This is a genomic window from Bacillus sp. B4EP4a (genome assembly GCF_006680105.1).
In the GTDB taxonomy this organism is placed as follows: Bacteria; Bacillota; Bacilli; order Bacillales; family DSM-1321; genus Peribacillus; species Peribacillus simplex_E.
Genome location: NZ_VHIK01000016.1, coordinates 34228 through 54453, shown reverse-complemented (window position 1 = coordinate 54453; position 20226 = coordinate 34228). Strand labels below are relative to the sequence as shown.

The following is a 20226-nucleotide window of genomic DNA, read 5'->3' as shown; positions in this document are numbered from 1 at the left end:
GCATGCGGCACAAGGTATAATGTATTCTCAATGTTGACCAGAAGCGACCTTCGAAAGATCAGGTTCAAGCATTATAAAGAAGTGACATGTCCTAAATGTAAATCAAGTATCATTGATAAGGAATAGCCTCTTAACACCGGGAGGGTTCCTACTCCAAAAACTTTGATAGAGCTGGCCTTTTCACCCTCACCACTTCTATGTATGTTGAAAAGGGAAGTTATTGTTCCGGTAACAATAGCCATCTTCCTCATGCCTCCTTACCCAGATTACACACAAAAATGAATAAAAAAAAGATCCTTTCAAGATCTTTTATCATTGCTATGTAAAGTGAATATGCGGCGGAATATAACTGGCTCGATTCATATAAATCATGCAGTTTATAAGCTCTACTCCGCTTCCCTTTTGATATTCCATCAACTGGGTCAATTATTTCTCAAGTAATAACTCGGCAAGTCCAGGATCTTTCAGGTTATTCAATAGCGTGTAGGAGCCCAATTCGTCAAAAATGGCCAAGACATTTTTCGGGAATCCATTTCGGGGAACATTATAAGCATGCATGGCCTGTTTGTAGTCATAATAATAATCGTCCAGCTTATTGGTGGTACCGCCCACCCTCATAGTATCGTCAAGGAAAGCTTCTTTAATATCGGATATTCACTAAGATAATGATTTATCCCTTCCCAGTATGAGGATGCGAGTTTATTTCCCTTTCCACCGGTATCATCAAAATCAGCATATCATCCCGTTTTGTCACGATGATTTCTTTATATTTAAGATAAAGCTGTTCTTTCATATGATCCCATTCCGAGGCTTTTTCCGCTTCTCGATCAGATTCGAATGGGCAGTAAGTGATTCCTCTTCCAGTTTCAAAACGGCAATCCGGTGTGGCCTGTATAGATCATTGTTCATCAATGACTATTTTAGCCTTATCTTCTATTTTCTCTTCAAACAATTTAGTTATGTAACTGTCCTTTACCTCTTCTTTGAAAATTTCCGGGGAACATTCACCTAGGTGAATGGGAAAAGAATCAGCAAAATGCGGCGAACCGCCTTTCCATACTTTTGGATATAAACGATCATCATCCCTCAATACGATCGCCACAAACCCACGAAAATTCTAATTGAAATGATTCCACCGTAAAATCCAATGTTTCTTGGTTTGTATCGAATTTCACTAAATTTCTTGCAGTCAATCTTAAACGACTCTCAATCTTTTCCAATAGTTTCGTTCTTTTCTCACTCTTATTCATAGGAGTAACCCCCATTTTCATTCATAATAAAAGAATAATACTTTTAAATACAGAAAAATCTGAATCATGAAAGCGAAATTCATTCAGAAGGCTTTGGAAATTTTTTGCCCTTCCTTATTGGATGATGCCCACGCCATTTCTCTAGATTTCCTTTTTTAGGAATTTTAACTTCTTTCGCCAATGCTAAGAAATGAATAGCCCTCGGTTTGTCGTTAATATTATCCATATAGATAGAAAGAAGGACTCATGCTATAATTTAGTGCGTTAAAAAAGAAATGAACACACATAGATAGAAAGAAGGAGTGTTTCTTTGAATACATCTGGATATAAACAGGAATGGTTCGGCAACGTTAGAGGAGATGTCCTATCGGGAATTGTCGTTGCCTTGGCATTGATTCCGGAGGCGATTGCCTTTTCGATCATTGCTGGCGTTGACCCAATGGTTGGTCTATATGCCTCATTCTGCATTGCCATCGTCATCTCTTTTGTCGGCGGAAGGCCGGGAATGATATCGGCAGCCACTGGTGCAATGGCACTCGTCATGGTCGATCTTGTTAAAGATCATGGCTTGAACTATTTACTTGCTGCAACAATATTGACTGGTTTGCTGCAAATTTTACTAGGGGTTTTAAAAATCGGGAAATTAATGAAGTTCATACCGAAGCCGGTCATGACTGGTTTTGTGAATTCTTTAGCCATCTTGATTTTCACGGCACAGCTCACCCATTTCGTGGGCGAAACATGGATCATGTATGTCATGACAGCCGTTTCTTTAGCTATCATTTATCTTTTTCCGCTAATCACGAAAGTCATACCTTCACCACTTGTAGCAATTATATTCATGACGATCGTTGCAGTTACCACGGGGGCTACGGTGCGGACGGTTGGGGATATGGGGCAATTGACCGAAGCGCTTCCGATGTTCATGCTTCCAGATATCCCTTTGACCTTCGACACTTTGGCGATCATTTCCCCTTATTCCATAGCTCTTGCATTTGTTGGCCTGCTTGAATCATTATTGACAGCTCAAATAGTCGATGAGATGACTGACACGGACAGTAATAAAAATAAGGAAGCCAAAGGCCAGGGGATTTCGAATATCATTGCCGGATGCTTTGGCGGCATGGCAGGATGTGCGATGATCGGCCAATCCGGTATCAATATTAAATCGGGAGGAAGGGGCCGGCTCTCCACTTTTGTAGCTGGCGCTTTCCTTATGGTATTAATCGTGGTATTGAATGATGTCCTTATTAAAATCCCGATGGCTGCACTTGTCGCAGTCATGATCATGGTTTCAATCGGGACCTTTGACTGGTTTTCCCTAAAGAGGCTCGCTAAAGCTCCAAAGTCGGATGCAGCCGTGATGATCGTGACGGTCCTCATTGTCCTTTATACACATGATTTATCAAAAGGGGTATTCGCCGGAGTGCTCTTGAGCATGATTTTCTTTTCGGCTAAAATTTCTAAAGTGGCTGTAGTGAAAACGGAAGATGTCCAGGCTAAGAAAATCATTTATCATATCAGCGGGCAAATATTTTTCGCTTCTGTCCAGGACTTTGTTTCGAAGTTCGACTTCAAGGAAAAAGCCGATTCAATCGTCATCGACTTTTCCCATTCTAAAATCTGGGATGCTTCAGCAGTCGGTGCTGTTGATACGGTTGTTCTTAAATATCAGCTTCTGGGAATACCTGTCCAAGTGCAAGGACTCGATGAAGAAAGTTCGTTATTGCTTGAAAAACTCGCCACCTCAGAAAGTAAAATATCTTGAAGTTGTAAAATTTTGCTGAATAGAAACTTTTCAAACCGACAAAATAGATAACATGAATGATTTCCTTTTGAAAGGAGCGAAAAGCATGACACCCGAGCAGGATTATACGGCAGCAAATCTGTCACCGGATTTATTGAATGAACTGAAAAGCTTTGAAAGCAGACTTGGCGAGGAAGCCAACAAAGAACTGATTGTCATTGCCTATGAAAAAGAAAAGGAAGCTTTGAATTAAGAAAAAAGACTCAAAACACCCTTAATGGTGGTTGAGTCTTTTTTTTGCATGTACAGAAAAAGGATGCCCATGTTTTTAATGAGCACCCCTTCTACTGTATTATTTGCTGAATACGTCCGTTAAGACCGGCACGATTTGTTTTTTACGCGATACCACGCCTTCTAAGACGGCGATGTTATTGTTTAATGAAACGTCGTATGCTTTTTCCACTGCATAAGCTGCTTTACCAAGAGCCAAGGCAACAGAATCATTAGTCAAGATATCCGTTACGACAAATAGGAATAAGTCCAATTCCTTCTCAGCTATAACCGCTTCAATCGCCGCTTCCAATTCTGCTTGCTTAGCAAGGACTTCGTTCGGATCTACAGCATTGACCTGTGCTATCTCCACTTTAGCCATTCCCATGGAGAATTCCTTTGCATCAAGAGTGATAAGCTGGGCAATCGTTTTGTCGCTCAAGTCAGCTCCAGCTTTCAACATTTCTAAGCCGTATGTTTCAGCGTCGACTCCCGCAATGGCAGCCAGTTCCATTGCTGCTGCAACGTCTTGCTCCGTGCATGTAGGAGATTTGAACAATAACGAATCGGAAATGATGGCAGACAACATAAGACCTGCGATTGCTTTAGGGACTTCAATGCCGTTTTCTTTATAAATTTTATTTAAAATGGTTGCCGTACATCCAACTGGTTCCGCACGGTAATATAGTGGATCGCTTGTTTCAAAGTTAGCGATACGATGATGGTCGATAACTTCTAACACACGGACTTGGTCAATATCTTCAGCACTTTGCTGGCGTTCGTTATGATCGACCAGGATTACGCCTTCAGCTTCCCCTGCAACTTTTTCCACAAGGCGGGGAGCTTCGAATTTGAATTGGTCCAATGCATATTGAGTTTCACCATTTACTTCACCCAGACGAACTGGTTCAGCGTTGATACCTAACTGCTTTTTCAGGTCTGCATAAGCGATTGCTGAACAGATTGTGTCTGTATCCGGGTTTTTATGTCCAAAAACTAATACTTTTTCCAAGATTTTATCCCCTTTTTCTTAAATATTTTTCCGCGAATCCCCTCATTGCAATAAGGGAGAGCCACCTTTACTAGACAATTTATTTTAACACAAAATCGCGTAAAATCAGCGCTTGAATTACCCATTCCCCAATAAAATCTTTCATTCCTTCACACTCTGCCATCACTTTGTCAATAGATAAGGATTGGTTTTTTTCAAATATATTAGTTGAATTATCATCGTATATGGCTTACGATAATATAAGCAGAAATACTAGATATTGATTATACAAACATTAACAATAACTATATATAGAATTTTTTATAATCCAAGGTGCCAGTGATGGCTGAAAAGGGAATCCGGTGTAAACCCGGAACTGTCCCCGCAACTGTAAATGTGACGAAATGAGATACCCACTGTATAGCTCTCTATACGGGAAGGACTCAAAGTAGGGTGATCATGAGTCAGGAGACCTGCCTTGAATTTTTCACGTTTCTTATTCTTCGGGGATTGAGATGATGAAACGATAGTTTAACGGCTATTTTTTCATGGCTCTTTTATTCTATCGTTTGATCCGCTCAATTCATTGGGCGGTTTTTTTATTTTAGCGGAAGTTAACAAGGAGGATCATTAATGACTCAAACATATAACTCTACCATAAGTGAAAATGACACAGAAACGAAATCCATCCAGCTCGAGATGTTATCAAAGGAATTCGAAGGCCATCTCGATATGGAGAAGTTCAAAAAGCGTTTTACAAAATGGCTAGATCGCAAAAGTGACTCAACCGAAGAACAGGCATCAAGAAAACTGATTCAGCTCGCTCTTGAAAGTGTGGATATCGATGCTCCGGATTGGACGTTCGTTGCTGCAGCAGAACTGTTGAATACAATGTATAGGGATGCACAAGCCAATCGAGGTTATGAAGGTATGAGTTATGGCCCATTCTATGAGCTGATCACGGAACTCTCCCAGCTTTCAGAAGGTCAGCGTTATCCCATTTATAAACCAGAACTGCTATCTTCATATACGAAAGCGGAAATTGAGGAATTGGGTTCGGTGATCGACCCGGAAAAAGATAAATTATTCTCTTACATAGGCATCTACTTATTGAACGACCGCTATCTAGCCCGCCCACAAAAGGATAAGGTCTACGAACTGCCACAAGAACGTTTCATGATCATCGCGATGGAAATCATGCGATTGGAAAAAACGGAGCACCGCCTGCAACTTATAAAAGAAGCATACTGGGCCATGTCCAATCTTTATATGACCGTTGCGACTCCTACACTCTCCAATGCAGGTAAAACACATGGACAGTTAAGCTCTTGCTTTATCGACGCAATTGAAGATTCCATTGACGGAATCTACCTATCAAACTACGATGCAGCAAAAGTATCTAAATTTGGCGGCGGTGTCGGTCTTTACGTCGGTAAGGTTCGCTCGCTTGGTTCTGATATCCGGGGCTTCTCTGGAAACAGTTCCGGCACGACTCCCTGGATTCGACTATTCAACCAGACAGCGGTAAGTGTCGATCAATTGGGTCAACGTAAAGGTGCCATCGCGATTTACTTGGATGTCTGGCATAAAGATATCATGAGCTTCCTCGATTTGAAGACACAAAACGGGGATGACAGATTAAAAGCCCATGATATTTTTACAGGTGTATGTATACCCGATTTATTCATGGAAGCTGTACGCGACAGAAAAGAATGGTATCTTTTCGATCCGCATACCGTTAAGCAAACCCTTGGATTTTCACTTGAAGATCTTTATGACGAGAAGAAAGGCGAAGGAAGCTTCAGGAATCATTATGCACTTGCTGTCGAGGCCGCAGAAAATGGCAGGCTTCCAAACTATAGTTTTGAAAAAATCAATGCGATGGACATCATGAAAAGCATCATGATTTCTCAATTAGAAGAAGGCGTACCGTATATGTTCTACCGTGATGAAGTGAATCGGAAGAATCCCAATAAACATAAAGGTATGATTTATTGTTCTAACCTTTGCACGGAGATTGCCCAAAACCTAAGCCCTTCGACGATCACGGATGAATATGAAACGGAAGATGGAGATGTTGTTGTCGTTCGTAAAAGCGGCGATTTCGTTGTCTGCAACCTTTCATCCATTAACTTGCCCCGGGCAGTGGGCAGCGATGTTTTGGAAAGATTGATTCCCATTCAGATCCGCATGCTGGATAATGTCATTGATGTAAATAATCTTCCTGTCAAACAAGCATCCATCTCGAACAAACGTTACCGGGCAATTGGTTTAGGAACGTTTGGATGGCATCATTTACTTGCCACGCAGAATATTTATTGGGAATCCGATGAGGCTGTTCACTATGCAGATGCTTTATACGAAAGGATCGCATACTTAACAATCAAGGCATCCAACGAATTGGCCAAGGAAAAAGGATCATACCCATATTTTGAAGGATCTGATTGGCATACAGGGGACTATTTCGAACTGCGTGACTATACAGATCAAAAATGGATGGATTTAAAAGCAGACGTGCAGGAACACGGGACCCGTAATGGCTATTTAATGGCCATTGCCCCGAATTCTTCGACAGCTAAAATCGGTAATTCCACGGATGGAATCGATCCTTTGTATGAAATTGAATTTTACGAAGAAAAGAAAAACTTCAAATTCAAGGTGACCGCGCCAGGCTTGACGCCAAATACGTATGAATATTATAAAAAGACGCGATTTAATTTGGACCAACTGGAAAGCATCAGGCAAAATGCAGCGCGCCAACGCCATATTGACCAAGCAATCAGCTTTAATCTGTATGTACACAATACAATCAAAGCGAAGGTCCTATTGGATATCCATTTAACGGCATGGGAAAGCGGATTGAAATCAACGTATTATGTTCGTTCGACTTCTTCCGAATATGACAATGCCTGCGAAAGCTGTTCAAGTTAACGAAAATCATAACCCAGTAATCTATTCTTAAAGGAGTTTTCACGAATGACCAATCATATCAAAAAGATTCGGATGCTCGAACCTACGCATCCAACCAAAGCAACCGGTGTTTTCAAAGGAGAAGCTTCAGGCTTCCTCCTTTGGAACGATATTCAGTATGAAAAATTCTATGATACCTATACACAGCTCATCAATAACTTTTGGAAGCCTTCGAGCGTGAACATGATTCAGGATAAAAAGCAGTGGGGCGAATTGGACGAAGATATCCAGGACGCTTTTCTCGATATCCTTACGATGATTGCTGGAATGGACAGTCTTCAAACGCCAACTTTAGTAGAAATCCTCCGGTACATTAAAGATCCGGCGGCAAAAGCTATCCTGGCCAACATGGCACAGCAGGAATCGATCCATAATGAATCTTATTCCTATATCCTTGCTTCCTTGATTCCTGTAGGCAAGCAAAAACAGCTTTTCGACCGCATTAAAGAACATCCTGAAGTGATTAAGCGTAACCAACCGATCGTTGATGCTTATCAAACGTTCGTGGACGATCCCAGCCCTCAGCATTTATTCGAGGCACTGATCCATTCAACGAACCTTGAAGGGATATATTTCTATCTGGCTTTCGCCTTTTATTATAATTTAGGACGACAAAATTTAATGACTGGTTCCGCTACGATGATATCCTATATTCATCGCGATGAAATGGTCCATTTCGATTTCATTGGAATGCTCGTTCAAATCTTGATGTATGAATATCCTGAGTTAAATAATGAAGAAAACACGAAGTTCATCTATAAAACGATTGAAAAAGCAGTCGAACTCGAAAAAGAATGGTCTGAATATATGCTCGAAGATATCCAAACCAAAGCCGATCTCGATTTGGAAGAATTCAATGAGTACATCGAATATATCGCCAACAAACGGTTACGTATGCTAGGCCTTGAAAATTTGTATAAAGAGTATGGCGAGAATCCGATGCCATGGATCAAAACGTTCGATGATGAATCCATCGGACTTACCAAAACCGATTTCTTCGAACAGAAGTCAAGGACATACAGTCAAGTAAATGCCAGTAATGGGTTCGATGAGCTGTAAAGTTGCCATTGTCTATCATTCTGCCGGCGGCAATACAAAAGCGCTTGCTGAAGCTCTTGCTTCCCTTTTACCTGAAGCTGGACTATATCGAATGAATGAATTCGACATACGCACATTGCCGGATTACGATGCATTGATCGTCGGCACCTATACCTGGGGCAATGGGGAGCTTCCTGCTAAATCAGCAGCCTTTTATAAAGAATTGGAACAGTTGCCTATTGCTCATCTGAAAACGGGAGTCTTCGGCACTGGTGAAACCAACTATCATCATTTTTGTGGGGCGGTCGATCATTTCCGGGACATGTTATTTGCCAAGAGCCAGTTATTGGTGACATTGAAGATAGAACAGATGTATCAAGAATCGGACTTGCCCAGACTTCAAAAGTTCGCCTCGCTTTTCCAGGACTGACTGAAAGGGGATATGCGTTTTCGCATATCCCCTTTCAGTGTTTTTTAAAAAAACTTGGCTCCCTCATCGTAGCAGCGGTAAGCATGAAGTATAATGGAAGAAAAAAAAGGAGATAATATCCAATGACTGAAGATATAACCCAGTTCCTGCCTATCCTTTTTATGCTTGTGTTTGTCGCATTCATTATATTCATCGTGTTTTTCCTGGCAGGACATTTTAATCGTTCTAAACGGATCGAAGAAAAATTGGACAAAGCATTAAAGGAAATGGCCGAGAAAAAGGAAAAATAAAAAGACTCCAAAATCGGAGTCTTTTTTTTATATGCGTTCAATTATTTTTGAACGTTAGCTGCTTGTGGTCCACGAGCGCCTTGCTCGATTTCGAAAGAAACTTCTTGGCCTTCTTCAAGCGTTTTGAAGCCTTCGCCTTGGATAGCTGAGAAATGTACGAATACATCGTCTTGGCCTTCAACTTCGATGAAACCGAAACCTTTTTCTGCGTTAAACCATTTTACTTTACCTTGTACCATGATAGTTCCTCCTGTGTTTGGAAAAATCCATTTTATTACTATTTTTGGTTCTGGATAATGTTTCAAGAGGAATCCTATTACAGTAAATCCTTCTATCAAACTTATTCCGAACAAAAATAATTACTTATATTATATCATGGGAATTCCTAAAAAAACAAGATTATCACAGTAAATCAACCGACAAATTATCCTAAAATTCTACATATTCCTCTTCTTGCTTTGTCGGAAGCCTTCGTCCAATAAGTAGCGCTCCGCCTCTACTGGACTCTCGAAACACTCCTCAAGGTTCGAGCCTGAATACACATTCCATAGCAGGTCTTCCCTTTCAAGTGTAAGCTCTTGCTTTTCAGGGCCAATCCATGTCCCTTCCAACCTAGCGAACTCGTTTTCCTCTTCTTCGAATTCAACCGGAGGTTCAGATAGGTAATCGACGCTTTTTTGGATCAATTCTTTTAATTCCGCTTCATTATAGTCACGAATATTGATAAAACCTTTACGGTCAGTGTCTTTTTTTCTCATATGCCCTGCGTAAACGAATCCATTTCCATTGGGATGCAAGTGCTGAACGACGATCTTTTTCTCCTGGACACTATCTGGATAATGAAAGTTCACACGTCCCAATGAAACATCTTTTCGCTGTAATTCCGGAAAAGTTTCAATGATGCTCAATTTTTCTTCAAATGTTAACAAATTTCTTCCTCATTTCATTAGTTCATATTGTTTGTCGATTATAACACAGACTGATTAGAAACAATAATCTCCCTCTTCCATTATAATGTAATGAAAGGGAGTGATAAGATTTGATCATGAAAATTCGGGATTTGGACTCCGATTATGGCCAGCAGCTTTTTAAACTTCAGAAAGAGGCCTATAAGGTGGAAGCGGATATGATCGGTTTTGCCCATATTCCTCCTCTATTGGAAACATATGAATAATTCATTCCTTGTCATGAAACGTTTTTATGCTACTTAAAGGGTGATGCCTTAGCGGGTGCAGTATCTTTTCAAAAGAAAATGGTCAAATGCTGATTTGCAGAATGGTCGTCCACCCTGATTATTTTCGGCAGGGTATCGCGGATGCACTGTTGCATGCTCTTCAATTACAAGGCGACTGGGAAAAGATATCCGTTTCAACCGGTAAAATGAACCTGCCTGCACGGAACCTTTACGAAAAAAACGGCTTCACACATAAAGAAGACATAGAAGCCTCACCTCACTTTTTTCATAAGCATATTCGAGAAAAAGCTTTCATTTTATGTAGGTCACTATAAAAAGCATAAGAAATGAAATGACAATGATTACGGCAACCCATAGCCAGGCTAATGTCATATTCCCAGAGTCCATGGCGATATATATCGCAGTCGGTATGGTTTGTGTCTGTCCGGGAATGTTTCCGGCAAACATGAGTGTCGCTCCGAATTCCCCCAACGCACGAGCAGAACTCAAGATGGCACCTGTGACGATGGATTTCACCGCCAATGGAAGGGATACATTCAGGAACAATCTCCACTCGCCGGCCCCGTCAACTCTTGCTGCATTTTCGATTTCTTCATCTATACCTTCAAAGCCAGTTTTAGCGGATTGGTACATAAGCGGAAACGCTACTACGGTAGATGCAACTACCGCTGCCCACCACGTGAACATCAGGGGCTGATCAAAAACCCTTTCAATGAATTGTCCCGGCACTCCACTCTTGCCAAAAATCACAATCAATAAAAACCCAACGACGGAAGGCGGCAAAACAAGCGGCAATAAAAACGCTGTTTCCAACAGGACCCTTCCCCTGAACTGCTTTTTAGCCATCATTCGCGCCATGATAATTCCTAAAATGAAAACAAGGATACCCGATAGTCCCGCTACTTGTATCGATAGCCTGACTGGTGACCAAAAATCCCCTGTCATGATACTATCCGCACATCACTGTTAAATATCGGCCTATGCAGGTCCTTGTTCGGCATCATTACCCAAACGGCTTTTTTTTCATTAAAGGCAGATTTCATTTCATTTTCTCCCTTTCTTTTTAAAATAACATTTAAGTTTATTTTTCTTGACATCTTGCTGACACAAAGAAACGTTAAAGTAAGAGTATCACAAATATAAAAATAATTTCATTCCAATAAACTTGAAAACTTTGAAGGAGTCGATTTTAATGGTAACAATTTATACTACTCCAAGCAGTCTAGCCTGTCGTAAAGCAAAAGCTTGGCTAAAGAAGAACGAAATTTCCTTTAATGAACGCAACCTATATTCCCAACCTCTTTCTATAGAAGAAATAAAAGAGATTTTACGTAAAACGGAAGGCGGGACAGATGAAATCATCTCAACCCGTTCCAAAAAATTCAAAAGCCTGAATATCGATATAAATAATACACCACTTAATGATCTATGCAAGCTTATCCAAGATAACCCGGATTTACTTCGCCGGCCAATCATTTTCGACCATAAGAACTTGCATGCAGGATATAATGAAGAAGAAATGGGACGTTTCCTTCCAAGGAAGGTCCGTCATGTACAATTATGGCGTGCAATCAGCCAATTGGCTTAATAGTTAGCGTCACGCATAATAAGAGGGTTGTCCATTACATCGGACAACCCTTTTTTATACCTGATCCGCTTTCTCTATGACAATCGTGAAGGTGGTGCCTTGTTCATCGCTATCCTTAAGCACTAGATCACCCTTTTGCGCTTTTGCGAGCATCTTACTGAATGGCAGTCCCAAACCTAAACCACGTACCTTCAACTTTTTGTTTTCACCTCGATAAAATGGTTCGAACACAAATTGTTGTTCATGTTTTGGGATCCCCCGGCCACTGTCCAGTACATCAAGGCAGATTCGTTCTTCATCCTTTTCATAAAGGTGAATCGCTATTTTCCCTTTGCCATCAAGTGCATGTCTGGCATTATTCAAAAGGTTAATGACGATTTGCTGCATCCGCAATGAATCAATTTGACCAAAGACCGGTTCATCAGGAACTTTTATCTCAAGAGCGAACGCTTGATCATCATCCTGGGTCACCTGCCAGCGATAGGCGATTTCCTTGATGAATATATTGATATTCTCTTTTTGCAGTCGAATTTTAAAAGCACCTGCCGATATGGCATTATAATTGAGTAAATCCTCTATCATACCTTGTAAACGTTGAGTTTCCTTTAAGGAAATATCGAGGAATTCCTTACTTTGCTCTCCCTTGACGACATCATCCTTAACCGCTTGTATCAGTCCGCTAATGGAAGTGACTGGCGTTTTCAAATCATGGGTTACGCCTGCAAGCAATTCCGCCCGTAACTTCTCCATGACCTTCAATCGATTGGTCATTTCCTTAAATGATTCTATCAGTTCATAAATTTCTTCTTCCTTGATCTCCTCTTCCTCTTTGAAATGGATATCATAGTTGCCTTCACGAACCTGGACAGCGGCGTTAGCTACGTCCTGGATGGGACGTGAAATCTGCCTGGAAAGAAAATAAATGACCCCCGTTCCCAGAATCAGTAGGCCTCCAATCATGATCGCCAACAAGCCATGATCTTGGTTGATTTCCTTCAACGCCCCTTCTTCCTGTGCAATGACCACCCAGCCTCTCGTCTCATCATTAAACGTAATGGGGGATTTGACGACATATACTTTGTTGTCGGAAATCTTGACCTTCTGGATTAACTCCGTATTTTTCATGATGACGTCCGGGAGTTTATTTTCATCCGGATCTATATACAATTGTGGCATCGTATATATGATGGTGGCATCGGGATCGACGATATAGATGATTGGCTGTTGGTTCAGATGAAGGATTTTCTCCCTTTCCTCTACAATTTCCGAAAGGATCGGGCCAACGACAATCTGACCATTTTCCTTAATCGCCCGATCGGATGTTTCATCAGCTAAGTACTTAAGAAGGCTAAGCCTATATTCCAAAGCCGTTTTTTCCATCCACCATAAGGAAAAAACAGACAATAAGATCAAACCGGAAATCAAGGTCAATACGTATCTCTTAGTCCAATAGCGTTGTAAAGTGGTTCTTTTTTTAGTTTTCATAGACACTCAATTGATACCCCAATCCACGCAATGTTTTTATTTCCCCCTCAGTTACAGGCCATGCATCTATCGCCTTCCTGATCCGTTTGATCGCCAGGTCCACCGCCCGGTCACTGCCGTCATAATCCATGCCCCACACTTGGTCGAGCAGCTGTTCTCTCGTGAAAATTTGATTAGGGTGCTTAGCGAAAAAAACGAGCAGCGACAAATCACGCGGCGTCAAGTTTATCTCTTCCCCATTCAAATGCACCATATAAGACAGATCATCGATGGTTAAACTCCCAAACTCATGTACATGACCATCTTCCGTAACAACCGATGAGGATCTTCTTAAAACGGCATGCACCCGGGCCACGACTTCTTCGGCAACGAAGGGTTTGGAGATGTAATCATCCGCACCTGACTTAAATCCCGATAATCTGTAATCGACATCTGTCAGTGCAGTCAGCATGATAACCGGACATGTATCGTCCTCCCGAATTTCCTTCAATATATCCCAGCCTTCCTTACCCGGCAGCATGACATCAAGCAGGACAAGCTCTGGTTTCGTTTCTTCAAACACTGGAATGGCCTTTAGCCCATCGTAAACTTGGACTACATCAAAACCTTCCCGCTCCAAATATGCTTTCAATACCATCGATATGGCGATTTCATCTTCTACTACAAGAATTTTCTTCATTTATGGATTCCTCCTTCCTGAATTATAGTGGAATCATTTTGTATATGCTAACCAATAAAACTCAAAGCATTTTCCCTCAATCTTACCCTTTTTATGTGTCAGGATTATGTTCGCAGTAAAATTAACCGATGTTTTCACTTAGCTAATTATGTGCAAGTGATCTCGATTCATTTTAACAGGAATGCTGCTAAATGGTCGTAAAAATCATACAGGAAAAACTATGATCTTCTTATTGAACTTTTAAGAGGCTGGCTCTATACTGAGCCAGCCCTTTTCAATTACAAGTCTCGTGTGGATTGGGACAGCCCGCTTCCTGTCTTTCCACTTGGATCGTGCTATGTTCGATCCCAAACCGATCGTGAAGTAGTTTTTGCGCTTCTGCCAATACTGAATCGTGATTACCGCTCTCATCTATGACAACATGGCAGCTCATTGTCAAAAAACCAGAGGTGATCGTCCAGATATGGAGATCATGGACATCGGATACTCCGACCAACCCCATCAAGGATGCTTTCACTTCATCCATATCGACTTGGTCTGGTGTGCCCTCCATCAAGATATGAAAAGAATCCCTCACTACCCTAAAACCGCTGATAATAATTAAAATCGCGACTATGACGCTCGCAATCGGATCTGCAATTCCCCAATCGAAAAAATAAATCAAGAGGGCGGCCGCAATGGCACCCACAGATCCAAGCATATCACCAATAACATGTAAAAAAGCACTCCGTACATTCAGATTGTCTTCCTTATCTCCGCTCATTAAAATCCAGGCCGCAATGATATTAACAAGTAAGCCGATGATTGAAATCATCAGCATTCCCAAGCTTTGCACCTCAGGGGGATCCAGGAACCTCTTAATTGCCTCTACAAAAATGAATACGGATATGACGATCAAGGTCAATCCATTCAAACAAGCAGTAATGATTTCAAACCGTTTATATCCAAACGATTTGGAAGATGTCGCTTTTCTCTCCCCCAACCTTATCGCTGTATAACTAAGTCCTAAAGCTGCCGCATCGCTAAGCATGTGACCTGCATCCGACAGTAAAGCCAAACTATTTGTCAAGAAACCACCAATGACCTCGACTATCATAAAAGTGGAGATTAATAAGAAAGATGCCAACAATGCTTTTTTATTATTAGAATGGTGGTGTCCGTGCCCATGATCATGGGAGTGACCATGATGATGTCCCATGCCATCCCTCCTCTCGGATTTGAAACTTATATATAGTATGGGATAAATCCAGAATGGTTTCAAATGATTCATTTCCAGGATTCGATGGAAGAAAAAGGGTGATGAAAACTAGCAGGACGAGACGTTGTTCGAAAAACCAAAATTCTGCCTTCAACCATTACAAAGTAAAAATAAACGCTACAGACCTTTCCTGCAGCGTTTTTCCCGTTTATCTATCCTCTTGCATCGTATCATCGACAATGGCGTACAGATCCTTATTAAACAATTCATCATTACAGACAAGACTATGCCGTTCCATCTCTTCCTGCTCTTGACTTACCTGTTCCAGTTCCTTTTCCTTCATAACGTACCTCCAGCATCATGATGTTTGCCTATTATCGTATCCACAGGCATGTACCTTTATGCTCAACATTTTCCCATACTTCCTCATTTATAAACGTATTAGGCCTGCTGCCCGCCATGGAAGGCACGTATAATGAATTCATGCTCTGGAACTTGTAAACTTTGATACGATAACAGGAACGATGTATTATCATAGGCGACTTTTTCAAGCTTTACCTGTATACCGTTATTTTCAATCGTAACAATGGCATAAGGAGCAATTGGTTCACCATTGCAGCCAAGAGAACCAGGGTTCAGGAATATCGTTCGGTCATTTTTAAAGAGGTGGATAGGATGATGATGTCCAAACCCTATTAAATCGTGATGCTGATCTTTGAAAAGCATTTCTAAGTTATTTAAATTCGGTTCAACTATTTTACTAAATGGATTTTGGCTTATGTGCTCATCCAATTTCTTCGATTCCATGTGATAATGGGTGAAGTAAACGGAGTGATCATTAATGATATGATGTATGGTTCGAGGCAATTTTCCCAATTCATTTATGAATTTCCGCTGCATCCTTTCAGCTATCCATTCATGATGCTCCTTTACATGAATATGACCGTCCGGATGCGGCTCCCCGTTAATGATGGCCAGAACAGCTTCATCATGATTTCCAGTTATCATCGATAAATCATTTCTTGAAAATAAAAGTTCAAGGACTTCATTTGTATCAGGGCCAATCCCGACCATATCTCCCAAACAATAGAGACGATCTATATCTTCCCTTTGATCAATATCCCTAAGAACGGCTTTTAACGCTGAAGCATTTCCATGCACATCCGTTATAATGGCAACTTTCATGACTTAGTTCAGCTCCCTTCCCCCACAATCCACATGGTATATTATAACATTTAAAACGAAATCAAAAAAATATTCGGGCTTATTTCCCCTTATTGCGCACGCCCATTTTTTATGAATAAGCAAACACTTCGGCCTAGAATACATAGTATGAAGTATTCCCGGTAAAGATGTTTTGCTAGGTATGTAATTCATAATATGTATTGAGGAGGAAATCAAATGGGTGGACATTGTAACGATCGTTGCGACGACGGCTTTGGCGGTTTCGATAACGGATTTGCATTGCTGATTGTATTATTCATCTTGTTGATCATCATCGGAAGCAGTTGGGGATTCGGCGGCGGCTTCGGTGGATGCTGCTAATAATGACATAAATCAAAAAGGCGCCTGATCAAGGCGCCTTCTTTGTTATGAATTGACTTTTAGTTTTTGTCTTTGCTTTTGTTTTTGAGTCTTCATAATGAACCAAATGATTATAAGTGCGATTGGGATAAGCAAGAAATTCGCATATTGTGAAAAGATGGCTCCTGCCTGCTCCCATCTCGGTCCTAACTTATACCCTAGATAAACATAAACGCTAGTAACAGGAAGCATCGCCATATAGGTATATAAAATGAATTTCCAAATACTCATTTTCAATATCCCGCATGGCAGCGAAACGGCGGTACGAATTCCTGGTACAAACCGTCCAAAAAAGGCAATTCCCCCACCAAACCTTTCAAAGAATCGGTCAGCCTTATTCAACTGCTCATCTTTGATCAAAAAGTATTTCCCGAACTTTAATACAAGCGGTCTCCCGCCATACTTGCCTAAAGCATAAAGCGTCAATGGGCCCGTTACCCCACCAAACGAACCGGCAAGAATAGTCAAGTATAAATTCATATCACCTTGATAAACCCAGTATCCAGCTAGTGGCAAAACTATTTCAGCAGGAATGAATTCAAAAGTCAAAGCTAACAACACACCGAAATAGGATAAAGATTTAAAAGCTTCAATCATATCCATTATTAAAGTTTCCATTGAGGTTTCCCCTTTTCCAACTTTTATTACATATAAAAGGCGTGCTCCCAGATTGATTCTGGGCACCCCTTGATTTCAAAAAGGACATTCTCCATTGTATCACAAGTTCAATCACATTTTTCCAAAATGTTATCCTAAAACAATGTACCTTATGGAGTCCATTTTATGTTATCGGGCTATTCACATAAGATTTCAGATTGTATGAAGAATGATCATATAATTTCAGATGGTCCAGAAATGAAAAAAGCTTGAGGACGAATTTACCTCAAGCTTTCGGTAGTTTACCAAGGAATAAACCCATGAACTAATGACAAGATGGGCCCCTCCGCTCTCAAATCATAAAAGGGGCAGAGAGCCTGCTCAATCCATCCCCCATTTGTTTTTTCGCATCTTTCATCATGCCATCAAGTAATTCCTTAACAGTGGGTATATCGTCAATCAATCCGGCTACCTGGCCGCTGTTCATGAATCCATTGTTAACATCCCCGTTCATCGCCCCATTAATATGATGGACTTCAGAGGTCATTTCACGATAATTCACAGGAGATAGTCCCTGTTTTTCCAAACCCAGGACCTTCTCGGTATATGGATCCTTCAATACTCTTCTGACCTGGCCAAATGTTCTTCCCAAAATTACCGTATCATTGCCCATCGCTTCGATTAGTTTCTGCTTATATGACGGATGGAACGGCGCTTCTTGTGTAGCGATCAGCCTGGTTCCTAATTGGACTCCTGAAGCCCCCAGCATCAATGCAGCTGCCAAACCCTGCCCATTGCCTATTCCGCCAGCTGCCAAAACTGGAAGCGTCACATGCTTGCTGATTTGCGGAATGAGTGTAAAGGTCGTCATTTCCAGGTTCGAATTGATGCCGGCAGCTTCAAACCCTTCTGCGACCAACACATCAGCCCCTGCAGCTTGCGCTTTTTGCGCGTGCTTGACCGACGCAACGATGGCGATCACTTTTACATTCTTTTTTTGAAATAATGGAATGAAAGGGGCAGGATTTCCTGCAGATAAGGAAACTACAGGTATATCATGCTTCAGGACAAGATTCACTAACTCATCAGTATATGGACTAACGTTTATTGGAATGTTCAACGCAAAATTGTTATTGGTTTTATCTTTGGTTTCGAGAATGATTGCTTCTACCTGTTCAGGATTCATGGTACCGCACCCTATTGTCCCAAGTCCCCCTGCATTGGATACTGCAGCCGCAAGACTTGCATTGCTTATATTCCCCATGCCGCCTTGTATAATAGGATATTTTATCGCAAAAAGTTCACAAATATATTTCACTTTCATCCCTCCCTGTCAATTTAATGTTATACTATATTCATTAGAAAAACAATTCTGACTTTTCAAAAGGAGCGAGACTATGATTATACCGTATAATAATAAAAAACCATCCATTGATGATACTGTTTTCGTGGCACCTGGCGCTCATTTAATCGGTGATATTGCGATTGGGAAAGACTCTACCATTTGGTTTAATGCCGTACTCCGCGGTGATGAAGATTCAATTACAATAGGTGAAAAATGCAGTATACAAGATAACTCGACCATTCATTTATTTGAAGGATGCCCGGTTGTCATTGAAGACGAAGTGACGGTTGGTCACAATGTTATCCTGCATGGCTGTAAAATAGGCAAACGATCCATTATTGGAATGGGTTCAACGATATTGGATAATGTAGAGATCGGCGAAGAGTGCATCATCGGAGCGAATACATTGATTTCCTCTGGCAAAATCATACCCCCACGTTCACTGGTTATTGGTTCCCCGGGGAAAGTGGTCCGCAGATTGAATAATAAAGATCTTGAATTGATCCAACTTTCTATCGATACATATGTTCAAAAAGGGAAAGACTTCAAAGGGATACTTGATTAATTATTGCAGAAGTCGAAAATGATAATGTGAAAAGAGCTTCTGCAAGTCGTCATTAGCGACTGGCTGAAGCTCTTTTTCACTTAATGATAAGTGGATGATCCTTGGCATCATAGGTTTCGTCTTTCCGGCATAAATCATTATTTTCCTGAAATACGCTTTCAAAGAAACGGCTTGCTGGTTCAGCCAAGACTTGATAATACTGGCTAAATAAAAGAGCAGCATGATTCCCATTCCACTTTGAAGGCAGAAGTTCCTTTGGCAGGCCCGGATCGATAAATAAAAACTTACGGTATTCATGCACCAAGTTCGTTCGTTCCACAAAACAATCGGCATCGGACATTTCGCCCCTGTTAATGATGCTTTGATGAACGATGAATTGTTTGCTGTATTTCTCGATGAATTCTTCATATTTATTTTCAATCTCTTCCAAATGCCAGCTTTTCTCTACAAGCGATTGGTTTTCTTTTGGACCTTTGTACTCCGATATGAAAAAATCAACATATTCATTGATGTCATATTTCTCTATCAAGCGATTGATTTGTTTCTCCAAATCATTAGGGGAAATCCAGCAACCACTTGAAAAACTGCCAAACCCGCTCCATAATAATTCTTTACGGAGATCATCCCGTAATTGCCGCTTATCTTCAGGGATCGTATACATTAAGATACGCCATTTACCGTCCCATTCATTCGGTTTCATCTTATATATGCGATTGGCCGCTTCATCCATTCTCTGCACACCGCGATCAGTCAAAAAGTAATAGCTTTTATTTCCCTGCTTCTCTGACTGAATCCATCCTTGCTTGACCATTCGTGAAACGGCTACACGTACGCCCTGCTCATTATGACCGAATTCCTTCAATAAACGAATTAAACTGCCTATCCAGATTTTATTTCCATAGTTACGGATATAATCGCCGTATATCGTGAAAATCATGGATTGAGTGTTAGTACCTATCTTTCTCACCTCGCCCTTACATTGTTACTATTTTCACACGGAAGAC

Annotated in this window: 28 protein-coding genes and 1 riboswitch; of the genes, 11 read left to right on the top strand and 17 right to left on the bottom strand. The window is 41.0% G+C overall.

Features of this window, described 5'->3' with window-relative positions; genetic code table 11:
• Positions 1-71: 71 nt before the first annotated feature.
• From FNK51_RS26500 to FNK51_RS26495, 5 genes are all read right to left on the bottom strand, one after another.
• Positions 72-242 (bottom strand): hypothetical protein, encoded by a 171-nt coding sequence (locus FNK51_RS26500; protein ID WP_179891127.1) that lies wholly within the window; start codon positions 240-242, stop codon positions 72-74.
• 184 nt (positions 243-426) lie between these two features.
• Positions 427-612: a hypothetical protein gene (locus FNK51_RS08645; RefSeq protein ID WP_141993064.1), complete on the bottom strand. Its 186-nt coding sequence runs from the start codon at positions 610-612 to the stop codon at positions 427-429.
• A 58-nt stretch (positions 613-670) separates the two neighbouring features.
• Positions 671-793 (bottom strand): hypothetical protein, encoded by a 123-nt coding sequence (locus FNK51_RS27150; RefSeq protein WP_260398020.1) that lies wholly within the window; start codon positions 791-793, stop codon positions 671-673.
• 105 nt (positions 794-898) lie between these two features.
• Entirely contained in the window at positions 899-1090 is a 192-nt protein-coding gene (locus tag FNK51_RS08640; protein ID WP_141993063.1) for a hypothetical protein, read from the bottom strand.
• Entirely contained in the window at positions 1080-1250 is a 171-nt protein-coding gene (locus FNK51_RS26495) for a hypothetical protein (protein ID WP_181762224.1), read from the bottom strand. Before FNK51_RS26495 ends, FNK51_RS08640 begins: the two co-directional genes overlap by 11 nt.
• A 310-nt stretch (positions 1251-1560) precedes the next feature.
• Between FNK51_RS26495 and FNK51_RS08635 the strand changes: the two genes are divergently transcribed.
• Positions 1561-3018 (top strand): SulP family inorganic anion transporter, encoded by a 1458-nt coding sequence (locus FNK51_RS08635; protein ID WP_141993062.1) that lies wholly within the window; start codon positions 1561-1563, stop codon positions 3016-3018.
• Between the two features lie 85 nt (positions 3019-3103).
• Positions 3104-3250 carry a hypothetical protein gene (locus tag FNK51_RS26490; protein WP_179891129.1) on the top strand — a complete coding sequence of 49 codons (147 nt, stop codon included), beginning with the start codon at positions 3104-3106 and terminating at the stop codon, positions 3248-3250.
• Between the two features lie 99 nt (positions 3251-3349).
• On the opposite strand, the gene FNK51_RS08630 is transcribed toward FNK51_RS26490, so the two are convergent.
• Entirely contained in the window at positions 3350-4279 is a 930-nt protein-coding gene (locus tag FNK51_RS08630) for a manganese-dependent inorganic pyrophosphatase (protein WP_098372566.1), read from the bottom strand.
• A gap of 293 nt (positions 4280-4572) precedes the next feature.
• Positions 4573-4753: riboswitch (cobalamin riboswitch) on the top strand.
• Between the two features lie 138 nt (positions 4754-4891).
• Here FNK51_RS08630 and FNK51_RS08625 point away from each other — a divergent pair.
• From FNK51_RS08625 to FNK51_RS26485, 4 genes are all read left to right on the top strand, one after another.
• A complete protein-coding gene (locus FNK51_RS08625) occupies positions 4892-7189 on the top strand; it encodes a ribonucleoside-diphosphate reductase subunit alpha (RefSeq protein ID WP_098372567.1) in 2298 nt (765 codons plus the stop codon).
• Between the two features lie 45 nt (positions 7190-7234).
• Entirely contained in the window at positions 7235-8287 is a 1053-nt protein-coding gene (locus FNK51_RS08620; RefSeq protein WP_098372568.1) for a ribonucleotide-diphosphate reductase subunit beta, read from the top strand.
• A complete protein-coding gene (locus tag FNK51_RS08615; protein WP_141993061.1) occupies positions 8259-8696 on the top strand; it encodes a flavodoxin domain-containing protein in 438 nt (145 codons plus the stop codon). Before FNK51_RS08620 ends, FNK51_RS08615 begins: the two co-directional genes overlap by 29 nt.
• A gap of 122 nt (positions 8697-8818) precedes the next feature.
• Positions 8819-8986 carry a hypothetical protein gene (locus FNK51_RS26485; RefSeq protein WP_181762223.1) on the top strand — a complete coding sequence of 56 codons (168 nt, stop codon included), beginning with the start codon at positions 8819-8821 and terminating at the stop codon, positions 8984-8986.
• A gap of 41 nt (positions 8987-9027) precedes the next feature.
• On the opposite strand, the gene FNK51_RS08610 is transcribed toward FNK51_RS26485, so the two are convergent.
• Together FNK51_RS08610 and FNK51_RS08605 are read right to left on the bottom strand one after the other, a co-directional pair.
• The gene (locus FNK51_RS08610; protein WP_028393295.1) at positions 9028-9225 is read right to left on the bottom strand and encodes a cold-shock protein; all 198 of its coding nucleotides are present in this window, start codon (positions 9223-9225) and stop codon (positions 9028-9030) included.
• Positions 9226-9423: 198 nt separating this feature from the next.
• Positions 9424-9915 carry a hypothetical protein gene (locus FNK51_RS08605; RefSeq protein ID WP_076367434.1) on the bottom strand — a complete coding sequence of 164 codons (492 nt, stop codon included), beginning with the start codon at positions 9913-9915 and terminating at the stop codon, positions 9424-9426.
• A gap of 110 nt (positions 9916-10025) precedes the next feature.
• Between FNK51_RS08605 and FNK51_RS27145 the strand changes: the two genes are divergently transcribed.
• Together FNK51_RS27145 and FNK51_RS27515 are read left to right on the top strand one after the other, a co-directional pair.
• Positions 10026-10160, top strand: a complete 135-nt coding sequence (locus FNK51_RS27145) for a hypothetical protein (RefSeq protein ID WP_286177161.1) — start codon at positions 10026-10028, stop codon at positions 10158-10160.
• Between the two features lie 86 nt (positions 10161-10246).
• Positions 10247-10495, top strand: a complete 249-nt coding sequence (locus FNK51_RS27515) for a GNAT family N-acetyltransferase (protein ID WP_141993060.1) — start codon at positions 10247-10249, stop codon at positions 10493-10495.
• Here FNK51_RS27515 and modB read toward each other — a convergent pair.
• Entirely contained in the window at positions 10473-11126 is a 654-nt protein-coding gene (gene modB / locus FNK51_RS08595; protein ID WP_141993059.1) for a molybdate ABC transporter permease subunit, read from the bottom strand. The genes FNK51_RS27515 and modB overlap by 23 nt on opposite strands.
• Before the next feature lie 247 nt (positions 11127-11373).
• On the opposite strand from modB, the gene spx reads away from it, so the two are divergent.
• Complete coding sequence (gene spx, locus FNK51_RS08590; RefSeq protein WP_034314875.1) at positions 11374-11769, top strand: transcriptional regulator Spx; 396 nt, start codon at positions 11374-11376, stop codon at positions 11767-11769.
• 54 nt (positions 11770-11823) lie between these two features.
• Here the strand turns inward: spx and FNK51_RS08585 are convergent, their stop codons facing one another.
• The 5 genes from FNK51_RS08585 to FNK51_RS08570 all read right to left on the bottom strand — a co-directional run bounded on the left by FNK51_RS08585 (position 11824) and on the right by FNK51_RS08570 (position 16316).
• Positions 11824-13254: a HAMP domain-containing sensor histidine kinase gene (locus FNK51_RS08585; RefSeq protein WP_260399655.1), complete on the bottom strand. Its 1431-nt coding sequence runs from the start codon at positions 13252-13254 to the stop codon at positions 11824-11826.
• Positions 13244-13933, bottom strand: a complete 690-nt coding sequence (locus tag FNK51_RS08580) for a response regulator transcription factor (RefSeq protein ID WP_141993058.1) — start codon at positions 13931-13933, stop codon at positions 13244-13246. The genes FNK51_RS08585 and FNK51_RS08580 overlap by 11 nt, the downstream gene beginning before the upstream one ends.
• A gap of 274 nt (positions 13934-14207) precedes the next feature.
• Positions 14208-15131: a cation diffusion facilitator family transporter gene (locus FNK51_RS08575; protein ID WP_141993057.1), complete on the bottom strand. Its 924-nt coding sequence runs from the start codon at positions 15129-15131 to the stop codon at positions 14208-14210.
• Positions 15132-15339: 208 nt separating this feature from the next.
• Positions 15340-15474, bottom strand: coding sequence for a hypothetical protein (locus tag FNK51_RS27140; RefSeq protein ID WP_260398019.1), 135 nt, complete (start codon positions 15472-15474; stop codon positions 15340-15342).
• Positions 15475-15572: 98 nt separating this feature from the next.
• Positions 15573-16316 carry a metallophosphoesterase family protein gene (locus tag FNK51_RS08570; RefSeq protein ID WP_141993056.1) on the bottom strand — a complete coding sequence of 248 codons (744 nt, stop codon included), beginning with the start codon at positions 16314-16316 and terminating at the stop codon, positions 15573-15575.
• Between the two features lie 216 nt (positions 16317-16532).
• Here FNK51_RS08570 and FNK51_RS08565 point away from each other — a divergent pair, with 216 nt between their 5' ends.
• Complete coding sequence (locus FNK51_RS08565) at positions 16533-16676, top strand: YjcZ family sporulation protein (RefSeq protein WP_098372575.1); 144 nt, start codon at positions 16533-16535, stop codon at positions 16674-16676.
• A gap of 45 nt (positions 16677-16721) precedes the next feature.
• On the opposite strand, the gene FNK51_RS08560 is transcribed toward FNK51_RS08565, so the two are convergent.
• Together FNK51_RS08560 and FNK51_RS08555 are read right to left on the bottom strand one after the other, a co-directional pair.
• Complete coding sequence (locus tag FNK51_RS08560; RefSeq protein ID WP_076367448.1) at positions 16722-17333, bottom strand: DedA family protein; 612 nt, start codon at positions 17331-17333, stop codon at positions 16722-16724.
• A 331-nt stretch (positions 17334-17664) separates the two neighbouring features.
• Positions 17665-18630: an NAD(P)H-dependent flavin oxidoreductase gene (locus FNK51_RS08555; RefSeq protein WP_141993055.1), complete on the bottom strand. Its 966-nt coding sequence runs from the start codon at positions 18628-18630 to the stop codon at positions 17665-17667.
• 79 nt (positions 18631-18709) lie between these two features.
• Between FNK51_RS08555 and FNK51_RS08550 the strand changes: the two genes are divergently transcribed.
• On the top strand, positions 18710-19222 hold the full coding sequence (locus FNK51_RS08550) for a gamma carbonic anhydrase family protein (protein WP_098372577.1): 513 nt from the start codon (positions 18710-18712) through the stop codon (positions 19220-19222).
• A 76-nt stretch (positions 19223-19298) separates the two neighbouring features.
• On the opposite strand, the gene paaX is transcribed toward FNK51_RS08550, so the two are convergent.
• A complete protein-coding gene (paaX, locus tag FNK51_RS08545) occupies positions 19299-20180 on the bottom strand; it encodes a phenylacetic acid degradation operon negative regulatory protein PaaX (RefSeq protein ID WP_098372643.1) in 882 nt (293 codons plus the stop codon).
• Positions 20181-20226: the final 46 nt, after the last annotated feature.

Coding starts and splice junctions, on each gene's coding strand:
- FNK51_RS08565 (WP_098372575.1), top strand. CDS start 16,533: ATGGGTGGACATTGTAACGATCGTTGCGACGACGGCTTTGGCGGTTTC.
- FNK51_RS08560 (WP_076367448.1), bottom strand. CDS start 17,333: ATGGAAACTTTAATAATGGATATGATTGAAGCTTTTAAATCTTTATCC.
- FNK51_RS26490 (WP_179891129.1), top strand. CDS start 3,104: ATGACACCCGAGCAGGATTATACGGCAGCAAATCTGTCACCGGATTTA.
- FNK51_RS08580 (WP_141993058.1), bottom strand. CDS start 13,933: ATGAAGAAAATTCTTGTAGTAGAAGATGAAATCGCCATATCGATGGTA.
- FNK51_RS27150 (WP_260398020.1), bottom strand. CDS start 793: ATGAAAGAACAGCTTTATCTTAAATATAAAGAAATCATCGTGACAAAA.
- FNK51_RS08585 (WP_260399655.1), bottom strand. CDS start 13,254: ATGAAAACTAAAAAAAGAACCACTTTACAACGCTATTGGACTAAGAGA.
- FNK51_RS08625 (WP_098372567.1), top strand. CDS start 4,892: ATGACTCAAACATATAACTCTACCATAAGTGAAAATGACACAGAAACG.
- FNK51_RS08620 (WP_098372568.1), top strand. CDS start 7,235: ATGACCAATCATATCAAAAAGATTCGGATGCTCGAACCTACGCATCCA.
- modB (WP_141993059.1), bottom strand. CDS start 11,126: ATGACAGGGGATTTTTGGTCACCAGTCAGGCTATCGATACAAGTAGCG.
- FNK51_RS26485 (WP_181762223.1), top strand. CDS start 8,819: ATGACTGAAGATATAACCCAGTTCCTGCCTATCCTTTTTATGCTTGTG.
- FNK51_RS08575 (WP_141993057.1), bottom strand. CDS start 15,131: ATGGGACATCATCATGGTCACTCCCATGATCATGGGCACGGACACCAC.
- FNK51_RS08615 (WP_141993061.1), top strand. CDS start 8,259: ATGCCAGTAATGGGTTCGATGAGCTGTAAAGTTGCCATTGTCTATCAT.
- FNK51_RS27515 (WP_141993060.1), top strand. CDS start 10,247: ATGCTGATTTGCAGAATGGTCGTCCACCCTGATTATTTTCGGCAGGGT.
- spx (WP_034314875.1), top strand. CDS start 11,374: ATGGTAACAATTTATACTACTCCAAGCAGTCTAGCCTGTCGTAAAGCA.
- FNK51_RS08610 (WP_028393295.1), bottom strand. CDS start 9,225: ATGGTACAAGGTAAAGTAAAATGGTTTAACGCAGAAAAAGGTTTCGGT.
- FNK51_RS26495 (WP_181762224.1), bottom strand. CDS start 1,250: ATGAATAAGAGTGAGAAAAGAACGAAACTATTGGAAAAGATTGAGAGT.
- FNK51_RS26500 (WP_179891127.1), bottom strand. CDS start 242: ATGGCTATTGTTACCGGAACAATAACTTCCCTTTTCAACATACATAGA.
- FNK51_RS08570 (WP_141993056.1), bottom strand. CDS start 16,316: ATGAAAGTTGCCATTATAACGGATGTGCATGGAAATGCTTCAGCGTTA.
- FNK51_RS27140 (WP_260398019.1), bottom strand. CDS start 15,474: ATGAAGGAAAAGGAACTGGAACAGGTAAGTCAAGAGCAGGAAGAGATG.
- FNK51_RS08550 (WP_098372577.1), top strand. CDS start 18,710: ATGATTATACCGTATAATAATAAAAAACCATCCATTGATGATACTGTT.